Source organism: Streptomyces sp. NPDC085944 (assembly GCF_040686295.1).
GTDB lineage: Bacteria > Actinomycetota > Actinomycetes > Streptomycetales > Streptomycetaceae > Streptomyces > Streptomyces salinarius.
Genome location: NZ_JBFBJX010000018.1, coordinates 30,917 through 44,603, shown reverse-complemented (window position 1 = coordinate 44,603; position 13,687 = coordinate 30,917). Strand labels below are relative to the sequence as shown.

Here is a 13,687-nt window from a genome sequence, read left to right as displayed (position 1 = left end):
GAGCCCCAGGGCTCCCGGGGCTCAACAGCGGTTCAGGCGCGGGTCGCCCACGCGTAGCGGTGTTCGGGGCGGCCAGCCTCGCCGTATTTGAGGGTCAGTACGGCCCGCCCGGTGCGTTCCAGGAGCTTCAGATAGCGCTGGGCGGTCTGGCGGCTCACCCCGGTCCGATCGGCGATCTCCTGGGCGGAGAGCGGCCCGTCGGCCTGCAGCAGGCACTGGCGCACCAGTTCGGCGGTGGTGGGGGAGTGCCCCTTGGGCAGCCCGGGCTCGGAGGGTGCCGACAGGGCGCCGAAGATCCGGTCGACCTCGGCCTGTTCCGCCTCGCCGCCCCCGTCGAGGGTGCGGCGCAGCTGCGCGTACGCCTCCAGCTTGGCGCGCAGACCGGCGAAGGCGAACGGTTTCACCAGGTACTGGAGAGCGCCCTGGCGCATCGCCGCCTGGACGGTCGAGACGTCCCGGGCGGCCGTCACCATGATGACGTCGGTCTGGAGCCCTCTGCGCCGCATCTCCCCGACGACCTCCAGGCCGGTCCGGTCGGGCAGGTAGTGGTCCAGCAGGATCAGGTCCAGGCGGGGCAGCCGCTCCGTCGCGCCCAGCGCCTCCAGCGCGCTGTGCGCCTCACCGGCGACATGGAAGCCGGGCACCTTCTCGACGTACGCGGCGTTGACGCGCGCGACCCGCGTGTCGTCGTCCACGACCAGGACCTCGATCATCGGGACTCCTTCTCGGCAGCGGTGGTCACAGAGGCGGTGGGGGCGGCTTCCGGGCCCGAGCCCGGGCCCGTCGCCGGTGTCGGCACCGGTTCCGGTTCCGTCAGTGCCTCCGGCAGGGCTACGACGAACTCCGCGCCCCCGCCGTACGCCTCGCCGGCGGTCGCGCTGCCACCCTGCCGCTCGGCCAGGCGGCGCACCAGCGGGAGTCCGATGCCGCGCTCGCGGTGGGCCGGCGCCTCCTTGGTGGACCAGCCCGTCGTGAACACCAGCTCGCGGTGGTCCGCCGGTATGCCGGGCCCCGTGTCCCGCACCGTGAGCGTGGCGGCGCGTCCCTCGGTGCGCAGTTCGACCTCCACGCGCGCGTGCGGTGTCCCGGCGGTGGCGTCGAGCGCGTTGTCGACCAGGTTGCCGACGATGGTGACGAGGCCCCCGGGGTCGACCAGACGGTCGGGCAGCCGCGTCCGGTCCGAGACCCACAGAGCGACTCCGCGTTCGGCCGCGACGGTCGCCTTGCCGACCAGCAGGGCGGCGAGCAGGGGGTCCCGGATCCGCTCGGTGATCTGTTCCGCGGTGACCCGGTGGTCGCCGACCACCTCGCCGACGAACTCCACGGCGTCGTCGTACATCTCCAGTTCCAGCAGGCCCAGCAGGGTGTGCATGCGGTTGGCGTGCTCGTGGTCCTGCGCGCGCAGGGCGTCGATCAGGCCGCGCGTGGAGTCCAGCTCCCGGCCGAGCTGCTCCAGTTCGGTGCGGTCGCGCAGCGTGGCGACGGCCCCGCCGTCGTCGGTGGGCATCCGGTTGGCGACCAGGACCCGCTGGCCGCGCACGGTCAGCAGGTCGGTGCCGGTCACCCGGCCGGCCAGCACGTCGGCCGTGCGGCCCGCGCCGAGCGCTTCGCCGGGGAAGCGGCCGACGGCCTCGCCGCCGATGCCCAGCAGGCGCTGAGCCTCGTCGTTGAGCAGGCGGACCCGGCCCTCGCGGTCGAGGGCGACGACACCCTCCCGGATGCCGTGCAGCATGGCCTCGCGCTCGGCCAGCAGCCCCGCGATGTCCGAGAAGGCCAGGTCCCGGGTCTGCCGCTGCACCCGGCGCGAGATGACCCAGGACGCCAGGGCACCGACGGCCAGTGCGCCGCCGGCGTACGCGAAGAGGCCGGGGATGGCGTGGATCAGCCGCGCCCGGACGCTGTCGTAGGCGATGCCCACCGAGACCGCACCCACGATCGCGCCGTCGCTGTCGCGCAAGGGCACCTTCCCGCGGGCGGAACGGCCCAGGGTGCCGTTGTCGATCTCCATGACCTCGCGTCCCGCCAGGGCCTGCCCCGGATCGGTCGAGACGACCTGGCCGATCCGCTCCGGGTCGGTGTGCGACCAGCGCACCCCCTTGCGGTCCATCACGACGACGTACTCCGCCTTGGTGGCCCTGCGGACCCGCTCCGCCTCCTGCTGCACCGGCCCGTCCGCCGCCGGCCGGGTGGTCCGCAGGTCCCGCACGACCTGCGGTTGCTGCGCGGTGGTCTGCGCGATCGCCAGCGCCCGGCGCATCGCCTGGTCGTCCAGCTGGTCACCGAGCGGCGCCAGGAACAGCCCGGTCGCGAGTACGGCGACGCCCGCGGCGATCGCCAGCTGCATCAGCAGCACCTGCGAGAACACCCGTCGCGGCAGGCCCAGGCGCAGTCGGCGTACGGGGGGAGTGGAGCTCATGGCCAAGACGGTACGTGCGGACCGCGGCGGGCCGTAGCGGGGTGTGGCGTGTATCTCCCGTCCGGCGGCTCTGCCCGCGTCCCCGGCCGAGGGGGCAACCGAGCTGCCGGCCGGCTCCCGGGTGGTCCGCGCGTCAGCTCGCCAGTGCCGCAGCCGGCGCCGGCAGCTCGCGCACCGCCGTGACCTTCATCCGGGCCGGCGAGCCCAGCACCGACGCTCCGCAGCTCTCCGGTCGCGGGGGCGCCGAGGCCCCCTGTACGACGGTGACCCGCCAGCGCCGGCCGTCCGAGTGGGCCAGGGTCACCTCCCAGCGCGGAGCGGCGCCGTCCGTCCGTACGACCGTCAGTGCCTGCGCCGCGTCCTCGGCGACGGCCGACCGCAGGGCCAGCTCGGCCGCCTGGCCGGGGCGCTCCCAGGCGGAGTGCCCGCGGCAGCCCTCCACGACGATCCGGCCCTCCTGCGCACGGTGCAGGACCTCCTTGACGGAGTGTGCCCGGACCCGCCCGTAGACATAGCCGTGCGGCAGCACCAGCACGGTCGGCGAGAAGCGGTGGCCTCCCAGGTGGGTGACTTCCCAGACGCCGTCGGCCCCGGAGGCGGCGATCTCGGCCGCCAGCGGCCTGCCGAGGAGCGCGCAGCACCGGTCGCGTTTGCCGTTGGTGCAGACGAGCGCGAGCGGATCGCCCTGGTGGGGGCCACCGGCCAGCACCGAGTCGAAGGTGTGGTGGTCGCCCCGGCCGAGTGCCGGGAAATCGAGGTCCAGCAGTCGGCTGGGGTCCTCGATCGTGGTGCCGCGCAGCCACACGTTGCCCGGCACGGTGTGCGCCGCGTACACCCTGCGCTCGGCGGGCGTGCCCCGGTCCGCGTGGCGCCCGGGGCGGCGGATGAGCGCGATGCGCACGCCCGTCCCCTTCGCCGCCGACTCCAGGGCACGCCCCAGCGCGGGGTCCAGATGGCTCGAGGTGAGCGCCTTGGCGCCCCACGGGCCGGGCTGTTCGAGCAGCAACCAGGTCCTCGCGACGGGTGCGGTGCCCGCAAGGGGCTCGTCGAGGTCCCGGGAGACGGCTGAGCACGTACTCACAGAGGTGAGCCTAACCTGACTTGCGCCACGGCGACGTCCAGCCGCGCCTGGGCGCTACTCCGGTAGGGGGCGCGGCGGCCTGGGGCCGGAGTACAGCCCGCTCGGCCGCATCCGCAGGGGGCGCTCCCCGTACTCCTCCAGGGCATGCGCGATCCAGCCCGCCGTGCGGGCCACCGCGAAGATCGTCTCGGCAGCGGTGGATGCCATGCCGGACGACGCGGTGAGCACGGCGAGCGCCAGGTCGACATTGGCGTGCAGCGGGGTGTGGCGGGCGGCGGTGGCCTGGATGTCCCTGGCCGCCGCGAGCGCGGGCGCCGCCCGGGGGATGTCCTCCAGGAGCGCGAACAGGGCACGCGCGCGTGGGTCCTCACCGGGGTAGAGCCGGTGGCCGAGTCCCGGGATGCGCCGGCCGGCCCGCAGTTCCTCCGCGACCACCGGGCCCGCGCTGCCCAGTTCGAGCACCTCCATCAGCATCCGGTGGGCGAGTCCTCCGGCGGCGCCGTGCAGCGGTCCCTCGATGACGCCGAGCCCGGCGGACACCGCGGCGTAGGCGTGGGCCCGGGCCGACGCGGCGACGCGCACGGCGAGCGTGGAGGCCGCCAGGTCGTGGTCGACGAGGAGGCAGAGCGCCGCGTCGAGAGCGCGCAGCGTCGGCTCGTCGGCCTCCCGCCCGCTGAGCCGGGTCCACAGGCGGTGGGCGATCGGGGCCCGGTCGTCACCGTCGCGCAGCACGGGGGGCAGTGCGGCGACGAGAGTGGGGATGAGGATGCGGGCCGTGCCCAGCACCGCGCCCTCCGACAGGTCGAAGCGGAGCGGGTCCGCGACCGCGGCGGCGATCGCCGCCACGCGGAGCCGGTCGGTGGGGCCGGCGTGTTCGGGCAGGGCGTCGACGGCCCGGCGGGCAGCGGTCACGGAGGGTTCCGGCGCCGAGAAGGCGGTGCCCGGACGCAGCTGCCCGGTCCAGAACCACTCGACCACCTCCTCGTAGGTGTGGTGTGCGGCGAGTTCGGCCGCGTCGACGCCCCGGTAGTAGTACCGGTCGCTCTCGATGAGCGTGAGGCGGGTGCGTACGGTCAGCTCCTGACCGGCGGCCGAGGCCGCGGGTCCGCCGCCGTCGCGCCGGTTGCGCCGGGCGAGGGCCCGGACCTCCTCGGCGTCGAAGGTGCTGCCCCGGCCGCCGGGTGTGCGCCGGCTGCCGAGCTGGCCGCGGCTCACGTACGCGTAGACGGTCTCGGGTTTCACCCCGAGCAGTTCGGCCGCCTCCCGGGTGGTCAGGCGCCGCTCCTCGGCGTCGGGACGACCGGGCTCTTGAGCACGCATGGGGTCACCGTATCCAGCCGAAGGGGGTGCGTGTTGAGTCGTGAAGCACATGCATTGATTAAAGCCGGTCTCAATCAATATTGACACTTAGGTAGTCAAGTATGGACAGTTGAATCAAGTTCGAGGAGGTAATCATGTCCGTCAACAGGACCGCAGCCCCCACACCGCTCGTCGAGGTGCCGCGCGGACTCGCCGGGGTCGTGGTGGCCGACACCGAGGTCGGCGACGTACGAGGGCTCGAGGGCTTCTACCACTACCGGCAGTACTCGGCCGTCGAGCTCGCACAGAACCGCCGCTTCGAGGACGTCTGGCACCTCCTGGTCCACGGAGAACTCCCCGACGCCCGACGCGGCGCCGCCTTCGCCGCCGAGACCGCGGCCCTGCGGCGGCTCCCCGACGCGGTGCGCGCGGCACTGCCCGCCATCGCCGCGGCCGGCGGGCGCTCCGGCCCGCTCGCCGGGATGCGCACGGGTCTGTCCCTGCTGGGCGCGGCCCTGGGCTTCAGGCCGGTGTACGACCTGCCGGCCGACCGGCGCCGGCAGGACACCCTGGTCGCCGTCGCGGCCGTGCCGACACTGCTCGCCGCGCTGCACCGGCTGGGGCAGGGCCTCGAGCCGGTGGAGCCCCGAGAGGACCTGCCGTACGCGGCGAACTACCTCTACATGGTGACCGGCGACGAGCCGGACGAGATGCGCACGCGCGCGGTCGAGCAGTACCTGATCTCCACCATTGATCACGGGTTCAACGCGTCCACCTTCACCGCACGGGTCATCGCGTCGACGGGTGCGGACGTCGCGGCGTGTCTGGCCGGTGCGGTGTCCGCCCTGTCCGGCCCGCTGCACGGCGGCGCGCCCAGCAGGGCGCTGGACACTCTGGACGCGATCGGCACGCCCGACCGCATCGACGGGTGGATCCGCGAGCGAGTGCTCGCCGGTGACCGCATCATGGGCTTCGGCCACGCGGTCTACCGCACGGAGGACCCGCGCTCGCGCATGCTGCGGGAGGTGGCCCAGCGGTTCGGCGGTCCGCGGGTGGAGTTCGCCGTCGAGGTGGAGCGACAGGTCGAGGCGATCCTCGCGGAGCTGAAACCGGGGCGCGAACTGCACACCAACGTCGAGTTCTACGCGGGCGTGGTCATGGAGCTGTGCGGTCTGCCCCGCGAGATGTTCACGCCGACGTTCGCGGCGGCGCGGGTGGTGGGCTGGAGCGCGAACATCCTGGAGCAGGCGTGCGACTCGAAGATCATCCGGCCGGCGGCCCGGTACGTGGGGCCGGGAGCGCCGGTCGGCGTACCGGCGGTGGCCTGAGAAACGCGAGCGGCCTGGTGCCGTTCGGGCGCCAGGCCAGGTCGGGAAGGGTCGAGCAAGGTCGGGGTGCCGGGTTGCTCGCCGGGAGTGGGGCCCGTGCGCGGTCGGCGGTGGGTACGGCCAAGGACACGGCTGCCGTCAGGCGTCGGGGATGTCCGCCTTGGCCCGGATGAGGGTCTCCCGGCTGACGACCACGATGCGTTCGTAGTCGGCCCGGGAAGCGTCGGCGGGCAGCTCACGCTCGAGGGCCTCGGTGGCTTCCGTACCGATCACGGCGAAATTGCCGTCGCTCAGTTCGAACAGATCCGGGCAGAGTGCCGAGCGGCGCTGATCGACGGGGAGGCGGAGAGGCGGCGCACGGAGGGAAGCGAGGGTCGCACGGTCCGGCGCCATGCAAAACGTCTGCCCACCAAGTGCTGCTAACAATCGTTCACTCCGCGGGTACTCCGCCGGCTCGTATCCTGAGCAGGCAATTCCGTACGTGGGTGTACGCCCTGCCGCGGGCCGGCGTACGCGTGGGTGAGAGAGAGGTCGCACGGTGGGGCAGCGCCCGACTCCGCAGCAGATCCCGGTCGTCGTACTCGCCGGATTCCTCGGCTCCGGGAAAACCACCCTTCTCAACCATCTCCTCCACCGCAGCGGAGGCAGCCGTATCGGCGCCGTCGTCAACGACTTCGGCTCCATCGAGATCGACGCGATGGCCGTCGCGGGCGCCCTCGGCGACTCCACCGTGTCACTGGGCAACGGATGCCTGTGCTGTGCCGTCGACGCGAGCGAACTCGACGGGTACCTGGAGCGGCTGGCCCGGCCCGAGGCCGGCATCGACGTCATCGTCATCGAGGCCAGCGGTCTCGCCGAACCGCAGGAACTGGTGCGCATGCTGCTTGCCAGCGAGCAGCCGGGGGTCGTCTACGGCGGTCTCGTCGAGGTCGTCGACGCCGCCGAGTTCGACGACACCCGCGCCAAGCACCCCGAGATCGACCGGCATCTGGCCCTCGCCGACCTGGTCGTGGTCAACAAGACCGACCGTGTCCGCGACCCGGAGCGCGTGCTCGCCCTCGTGCGCTCGCTCGCCGACGGTGCCGCCGTCGTCCCGGCGACCTACGGCCGTATCGACCCGGAGTTCCTCTACGACTGCCGGCCCACCGAGGAGCGCGTGGGGCAGCTGTCCTTCGACGACCTGCACGACCACTCCGGGGGCGGCGCGCACGCCGGGCACCTGCACGCCGCCTACGACACCCTGTCGTTCGTCTCCGACCGCCCGCTCGACCCGCGCCGGCTCATGCGCTTTTTCGACGGCCGGCCCGAGGGCCTCTACCGCATCAAGGGGTACGTCGACTTCGGCCCGTACGACACACGGAACCGGTACGCCGTCCACGCCGTCGGACGCTTCCTGCGCTTCTACCCGGAGCCCTGGACATCGGCGGCCGAAGCCGCCGGTGCCGCCGACACCCCCGGCGCCCGCCGGACCCAGCTCGTCCTCATCGGCACCGGCATCGACACGGCCCCCCTCGGCGAGGAACTCGCCGCGTGCCGCCGGGACGCCGGCGCCCCACCCGCCGACGAACACGGCATGTGGGGGGTCCTGCGCTACGTGCCCGACGGTGAGGAGCCCGACGGCGAGGAGCCGCCGGACGCCCCGTAGGCCTCCCTAGGCCGGCCCCGCCACCACCGACACCGTCTTCGGCAGCGACACGCCCGAGCCGTCGCGGCGCGGGTCGATGTCCGGGAGCTGAGCAGGCGTGCCGTTCTTCTGCGCGGCGAGTGCCGGGGTGGCGCCCGCCCAGGCGAAGGCCAGGCAGTCCTCGCCCTTCAGGAACCGCTGGCAGCGCACACCACCCGTGGCACGGCCCTTGCGCGGATACTGGTCGAAGGGCGTCAGCTTGGCCGTGGTCTGCACGGAGTCGTCCAGCGTGCCGCGCGATCCGGCCACGGTGAAGACCACCGCGTCCGCCGCCGGGTCCACCGCCGTGAAGGAGATGACCTTGGCGCCGTCGGTGAGCTTGATGCCGGCCACACCACCCGCCGGACGGCCCTGCGGGCGGACCTGCGAGGCCTGGTAGCGCAGGAGCTGCGCGTCGTCCGTGACGAAGACCAGGTCCTCGTCGCCGGTGCGCAACTCGACACCGCCGACGACGCGGTCGCCCTCCTTGAGGGTGATGACCTCCAACTCGTCCTTGTTGGAGGGATAGTCGGGCACCACCCGCTTGACGACGCCCTGTTCCGTGCCCAGCGCCAGCCCCGGCGACGACTCGTCCAGCGTGGTCAGGCAGACGACGTCCTCGTCGTCCTCGAAGGACACGAACTCGGCCAGCGGCGCGCCGCCCGCGAGGTTCGGTGCCGGCATGGACTCCGGGAGCTGGGGCAGGTCCACGACGTTCACCCGCAGCAACCGCCCCGCGGACGTGACCACGCCCACCTCGCCGCGCGCCGTGGCCGGCACGGCCGAGACGATCACATCGTGCTTGACCCGCTTGGCGCCCGCCTCCGTGACCAGGGGCTCGTCGTTCGCGGTGCGGGCCAGCAGGCCCGTCGACGACAGCAGCACCCGGCACGGGTCGTCCGCCACCTGGAGCGGCACGGCGGCGACCGGGGCGCCGCTGGACTCCAGCAGCGTCGTACGGCGGTCGGTGCCGAACTTCTTCGCCACCGTGGCCAGTTCGGCCGAGACCAGCTTGCGCAGTTCCGCGTCCGAGTCGAGGATCCGGGTCAGCTCCTCGATCTCCGCGTTCAGCCGGTCCTTCTCGGCCTCCAGCTCGATGCGGTCGTACTTGGTGAGCCGGCGCAGCGGTGTGTCCAGGATGTACTGCGTCTGGACGTCGCTCAGCGAGAAGCGCTCCATCAGCCGCTGCTTGGCCTGGGCGGAGTTCTCGCTGGAGCGGATGAGCCGGATGACCTCGTCGATGTCGACCAGGGCGGTGAGCAGGCCCTCCACCAGGTGCAGCCGGTCGCGCTTCTTGCTGCGGCGGAACTCGCTGCGGCGCCGGACGACGGTGAAGCGGTGGTCGAGATAGACCTCCAGCAGCTCCTTGAGGCCCAACGTGAGGGGCTGGCCGTCCACCAGGGCGACGTTGTTGATGCCGAAGGACTCCTCCATGGCCGTCAGCTTGTAGAGCTGCTCCAGGACCGCCTCGGGCACGAAGCCGTTCTTGATCTCGATGACCAGGCGCAGTCCGTGCTCGCGGTCGGTCAGGTCCTTGACGTCCGCGATGCCCTGGAGCTTTTTCGAGCCGACCAGGTCCTTGATCTTCGAGATGACCTTCTCGGGGCCGACCGCGAAGGGCAGCTCGGTGACGACGAGACCCTTGCGGCGGGCCGTCACCGTCTCCACCGACACCGTCGCGCGGATCTTGAAGGTGCCGCGCCCCGTCTCGTACGCGTCCCGGATGCCGGGCAGGCCGACGATGCGGCCGCCGGTGGGCAGGTCGGGGCCCGGCACGTGCTTCATCAGCGCGTCCAGGTCGGCGTTCGGGTACCGGATCAGGTGCCGGGCCGCCGCGATCACCTCGCGCAGGTTGTGCGGCGGCATGTTCGTCGCCATGCCGACCGCGATGCCCGAGGCGCCGTTGACCAGCAGGTTCGGGAAGGCGGCGGGCAGCGCCACCGGTTCCTGCTCCTGGCCGTCGTAGTTGGGGGCGAAGTCGACGGTGTCCTCGTCGATGGACTCCGTCATCAGGCCCGCGGCCTCGTCCATGCGGCACTCGGTGTACCGCATGGCGGCCGGCGGGTCGTCGTTGCCCAGCGAGCCGAAGTTGCCGTGGCCGTCCACCAGGGGGACGCGCATCGAGAACGGCTGGGCCATGCGCACCAGCGCGTCGTAGATCGACGCGTCGCCGTGCGGGTGCAGCTTGCCCATGACCTCGCCGACGACGCGGGCGCACTTCACGTAGCCGCGCTCGGGCCGCAGGCCCATCTCGTTCATCTGGTAGACGATGCGGCGGTGCACCGGCTTGAGGCCGTCGCGGGCGTCCGGCAGCGCACGGGAGTAGATGACCGAGTACGCGTACTCGAGGAAGGAGCCCTGCATCTCGTCGACGACGTCGATGTCGAGGATCCTCTCCTCGTACGAGTCGTCGGGCGGCGGGGTCTTCGTACTACGGCGGGCCATCGCTGCCGGCTCCTTGCTGAAGCGTGAACGGTGATCTGACGCCGTCCATTGTGGACTGCGGCACTGACAGCGACCGACCAGGACCCGTCACGGGCTGCCCGGCCCGGCGCTGCCCGCAGCGTACGCCCTCGTGCCGCGGGCAGCGTCCGCGCAGCCGTCCCCGGCGGCCCGTCAACCGCCTGCTCGCTCTCGGCGTACGAGCCCCGGGAACTCCACCGGCGGCCCGCACGCTTGCATACAGTGGCAGGATCGGCGGAATTCCGCAGTTCCGCCCGCTGATTCCCCCGGTGGTTCACCCAGTGATCCCACCAGATATTTCGCGATCGAAGGGACGTACATGCCCATGGGTCACACGGCCACAGCCCAGGCAGGCTCCGGCGGCCTGACAGCGACCGAGCACCGCCTGGCCAACGGCCTGCGCGTGGTGCTCTCCGAGGACCACCTGACCCCGGTCGCGGCGGTGTGCCTCTGGTACGACGTCGGTTCGCGCCACGAGGTCAAGGGACGCACCGGCCTGGCTCACCTTTTCGAGCACCTCATGTTCCAGGGCTCCGCCCAGGTCAAGGGCAACGGCCACTTCGAGCTGGTGCAGGGCGCCGGCGGCTCGCTCAACGGCACCACCAGCTTCGAGCGGACCAACTACTTCGAGACCATGCCCGCCCACCAGCTGGAGCTCGCCCTCTGGCTGGAGGCCGACCGCATGGGCTCCCTGCTCGCCGCCCTGGACGAGGAGTCCATGGAGAACCAGCGGGACGTCGTCAAGAACGAGCGCCGCCAGCGCTACGACAACGTCCCCTACGGCACGGCCTTCGAGAAGCTGACCGCCCTCGCCTACCCGGAGGGCCACCCCTACCACCACACGCCGATCGGTTCGATGGCCGACCTGGACGCGGCGACCCTGGAGGACGCGCGCGCGTTCTTCCGCACCTACTACGCGCCGAACAACGCCGTGCTGTCGGTCGTCGGCGACATCGACCCCGAGCGGACGCTGGCCTGGATCGAGAAGTACTTCGGCTCCATCCCCTCGCACGACGGCAAGCAGCCGCCCCGGGACGGCTCGCTGCCCGACGTCATGGGCGAGCAGCTGCGCGAGGTCGTCGAGGAGGAGGTCCCGGCCCGCGCCCTGATGGCCGCCTACCGCCTCCCGGAGGACGGCACGCGCGCGTGCGACGCGGCCGACCTCGCCCTGACCGTCCTGGGCGGCGGCGAGTCGTCCCGCCTCTACAACCGGCTGGTGCGCCGCGACCGTACGGCCGTGGCCGCAGGGTTCGGCCTGCTGCGCCTCGCCGGAGCCCCCTCCCTGGGGTGGCTGGACGTGAAGACGTCGGGCGACGTCGAGGTGCCGGTCATCGAGACCGCCGTCGACGAGGAGCTGGCCCGGTTCGCCGAGGAGGGCCCCACGGCCGAGGAGATGGAGCGCGCCCAGGCCCAGCTCGAGCGGGAGTGGCTGGACCGCCTGGGCACGGTGGCCGGCCGTGCCGACGAACTGTGCCGGTACGCCGTCCTGTTCGGCGACCCGCAGCTCGCCCTCACCGCCGTGCAGCGGGTGCTGGAGGTGACCGCGGAGGAGGTCCAGGAGGTCGCCAAGGCCCGCCTGCGTCCCGACAACCGCGCGGTGCTCGTCTACGAGCCCACCGCCCCGGCCGACGAGACCGACGCCGACCCGACCGACGCCACCGACGAGAACGAGGAGGCGGCCAAGTGACCGAGCTCGCCACCATGGACTTCCACGCACAGCCGCAGGCCGGCGAGCCCAAGCCGTGGGCCTTTCCGGCCCCCGAGCGCGGCAGCCTCGACAACGGACTCACCGTGCTGCGCTGCCACCGCCCAGGCCAGCAGGTCGTCGCCGTCGAGGTGCTCCTGGACGCGCCCCTGGACGCCGAGCCGGCCGGTCTCGACGGCGTCGCCACCATCATGGCGCGCGCCTTCTCCGAGGGCACCGACAAGCACTCCGCCGAGGACTTCGCCGCCGAGCTGGAGCGCTGCGGCGCCACCCTCGACGCGCACGCCGACCACCCGGGTGTCCGGCTGAGCCTGGAGGTCCCCGCCTCGCGCCTCGCCAAGGCGCTCGGCCTGCTCGCCGACGCCCTCAGGGCGCCCGCCTTCGCGGACGGCGAGGTCGAACGGCTGGTGCGCAACCGGCTCGACGAGATCCCGCACGAGCTGGCCAACCCCTCCCGCCGCGCCGCGAAGGAACTCTCCAAGGAGCTGTTCCCGGCCGACTCGCGCATGTCGCGCCCGCGCCAGGGCACCGAGGAGACCGTCGCGGCCGTCGACTCGGCCGCCGTACGCGCCTTCTACGAGCGGCACGTCCGCCCCGCCACGGCCACCGCCGTGGTCGTCGGCGACCTCACCGGCGTCGACCTGGACGCGCTGCTCGGCGACACCCTGGGCGCGTGGACCGGTCCGGCCGCAGAGCCGCGCCCCGTGCCCCCGGTGACCGCCGACGACCGGGGCAGGGTCGTCATCGTGGACCGTCCCGGCGCCGTCCAGACGCAGCTGCTGATCGGCCGCACCGGCGCCGACCGGCACGACCGCGTGTGGCCCGCGCAGGTGCTCGGCACGTACTGCCTCGGCGGCACCCTCACCTCGCGCCTGGACCGCGTCCTGCGCGAGGAGAAGGGATACACCTACGGCGTACGGGCGTTCGGCCAGGTCCTGCGGTCCGCGCCGGACGGGACGGGCGCCGCGATGCTCGCCATCAGCGGCTCCGTCGACACCCCCAACACCGGTCCCGCCCTGGAAGACCTGTGGACGGTGCTGCGCAAGCTCGCCGCGGAGGGGCTCACCGACGCCGAGCGCGACGTGGCCGTGCAGAACCTGGTGGGTGTGGCGCCGCTCAAGTACGAGACGGCGGCGGCCGTGGCGGACACGCTCGCCGACCAGGTCGAGCAGCACCTGCCCGACGACTTCCAGGCGACGCTCTACCGTCAACTCGCCGCCACGGGCACCGTGGAGGCCACGGCGGCGGTCGTGAACGCCTTCCCGGTGGACCGCCTCGTGACGGTCCTCGTCGGCGACGCGGCGCAGATCAAGGAGCCCGTCGAGGCCCTCGGCATCGGTGAAGTCACCGTGGTGGCGGCCGAGTAGCGGCAGGCGCGTGCGGTGGCCCTGGTGACCGGAGTGTCACCAGGGCCGCCGTATGTCCCAATTGGGGGAGTGGCTGCCTGTCTGCCCTGTGGCGTGCGCTACAAAAAGCCTGTTGCGTTTGAGGATTGAACACAGCCGCGTTTAGCGTCTTCCGGGCTGTTCGTCAGGCAGTGCGCCGCACCCGCGGCACCGGACAGTCATCGCCGAGTCCCCGTACGGCGCGAGCCAGGGGAGCCGGGGACCCACCGCAGTCCCTGGGGTGAATCGGACGCCCGCGCGCGCAGCGAGGGGGTCCGTAGGAGACCTTCCACCTCCGAACCCGTCAGCTAACCCGGTAGGCGAGAGGGAAGGAAAGGACAAGCCTC

The 13,687-nt window shown here is 72.7% G+C and carries 10 protein-coding genes and 1 riboswitch; of the genes, 4 read left to right on the top strand and 6 right to left on the bottom strand.

Annotation, left to right across the window (positions count from 1 at the left end; translation table 11 throughout):
* Positions 1 to 32: 32 nt before the first annotated feature.
* From AB0P07_RS29600 to AB0P07_RS29585, 4 genes are all read right to left on the bottom strand, one after another.
* Positions 33 to 713, bottom strand: coding sequence for a response regulator (locus AB0P07_RS29600; RefSeq protein ID WP_365555928.1), 681 nt, complete (start codon positions 711 to 713; stop codon positions 33 to 35).
* The gene (locus AB0P07_RS29595; protein ID WP_365555926.1) at positions 710 to 2,416 is read right to left on the bottom strand and encodes a sensor histidine kinase; all 1,707 of its coding nucleotides are present in this window, start codon (positions 2,414 to 2,416) and stop codon (positions 710 to 712) included. The genes AB0P07_RS29600 and AB0P07_RS29595 overlap by 4 nt, the downstream gene beginning before the upstream one ends.
* A gap of 133 nt (positions 2,417 to 2,549) precedes the next feature.
* Positions 2,550 to 3,497, bottom strand: coding sequence for a sucrase ferredoxin (locus AB0P07_RS29590; protein WP_365555924.1), 948 nt, complete (start codon positions 3,495 to 3,497; stop codon positions 2,550 to 2,552).
* Between the two features lie 54 nt (positions 3,498 to 3,551).
* Entirely contained in the window at positions 3,552 to 4,817 is a 1,266-nt protein-coding gene (locus tag AB0P07_RS29585; protein ID WP_365555922.1) for a citrate synthase, read from the bottom strand.
* Positions 4,818 to 4,951: 134 nt separating this feature from the next.
* On the opposite strand from AB0P07_RS29585, the gene AB0P07_RS29580 reads away from it, so the two are divergent.
* Positions 4,952 to 6,124, top strand: a complete 1,173-nt coding sequence (locus AB0P07_RS29580) for a citrate synthase/methylcitrate synthase (protein WP_365555920.1) — start codon at positions 4,952 to 4,954, stop codon at positions 6,122 to 6,124.
* Positions 6,125 to 6,262: 138 nt separating this feature from the next.
* Here the strand turns inward: AB0P07_RS29580 and AB0P07_RS29575 are convergent, their stop codons facing one another.
* Positions 6,263 to 6,397, bottom strand: coding sequence for a hypothetical protein (locus AB0P07_RS29575; RefSeq protein ID WP_365556072.1), 135 nt, complete (start codon positions 6,395 to 6,397; stop codon positions 6,263 to 6,265).
* A gap of 265 nt (positions 6,398 to 6,662) precedes the next feature.
* On the opposite strand from AB0P07_RS29575, the gene AB0P07_RS29570 reads away from it, so the two are divergent.
* Positions 6,663 to 7,769: a GTP-binding protein gene (locus AB0P07_RS29570; protein ID WP_365555918.1), complete on the top strand. Its 1,107-nt coding sequence runs from the start codon at positions 6,663 to 6,665 to the stop codon at positions 7,767 to 7,769.
* Positions 7,770 to 7,775: 6 nt separating this feature from the next.
* Here AB0P07_RS29570 and AB0P07_RS29565 read toward each other — a convergent pair whose 3' ends face one another.
* Positions 7,776 to 10,232 (bottom strand): DNA topoisomerase IV subunit A, encoded by a 2,457-nt coding sequence (locus tag AB0P07_RS29565; protein WP_365555916.1) that lies wholly within the window; start codon positions 10,230 to 10,232, stop codon positions 7,776 to 7,778.
* Between the two features lie 337 nt (positions 10,233 to 10,569).
* Here AB0P07_RS29565 and AB0P07_RS29560 point away from each other — a divergent pair, with 337 nt between their 5' ends.
* Positions 10,570 to 11,937, top strand: coding sequence for a pitrilysin family protein (locus AB0P07_RS29560; RefSeq protein ID WP_263548129.1), 1,368 nt, complete (start codon positions 10,570 to 10,572; stop codon positions 11,935 to 11,937).
* Positions 11,934 to 13,322, top strand: coding sequence for a pitrilysin family protein (locus tag AB0P07_RS29555; RefSeq protein ID WP_365555914.1), 1,389 nt, complete (start codon positions 11,934 to 11,936; stop codon positions 13,320 to 13,322). Before AB0P07_RS29560 ends, AB0P07_RS29555 begins: the two co-directional genes overlap by 4 nt.
* Positions 13,323 to 13,513: 191 nt before the next feature.
* Positions 13,514 to 13,678, top strand: a riboswitch (cyclic di-AMP (ydaO/yuaA leader).
* The last annotated feature ends 9 nt before the right edge of the window (positions 13,679 to 13,687 follow it).

Excerpts from the sequence above, each read along its gene's own strand:
- AB0P07_RS29565 (WP_365555916.1), bottom strand. The coding sequence starts at position 10,232 with ATGGCCCGCCGTAGTACGAAGACCCCGCCGCCCGACGACTCGTACGAG.
- AB0P07_RS29580 (WP_365555920.1), top strand. The coding sequence starts at position 4,952 with ATGTCCGTCAACAGGACCGCAGCCCCCACACCGCTCGTCGAGGTGCCG.
- AB0P07_RS29585 (WP_365555922.1), bottom strand. The coding sequence starts at position 4,817 with ATGCGTGCTCAAGAGCCCGGTCGTCCCGACGCCGAGGAGCGGCGCCTG.
- AB0P07_RS29600 (WP_365555928.1), bottom strand. The coding sequence starts at position 713 with ATGATCGAGGTCCTGGTCGTGGACGACGACACGCGGGTCGCGCGCGTC.
- AB0P07_RS29595 (WP_365555926.1), bottom strand. The coding sequence starts at position 2,416 with ATGAGCTCCACTCCCCCCGTACGCCGACTGCGCCTGGGCCTGCCGCGA.
- AB0P07_RS29560 (WP_263548129.1), top strand. The coding sequence starts at position 10,570 with ATGCCCATGGGTCACACGGCCACAGCCCAGGCAGGCTCCGGCGGCCTG.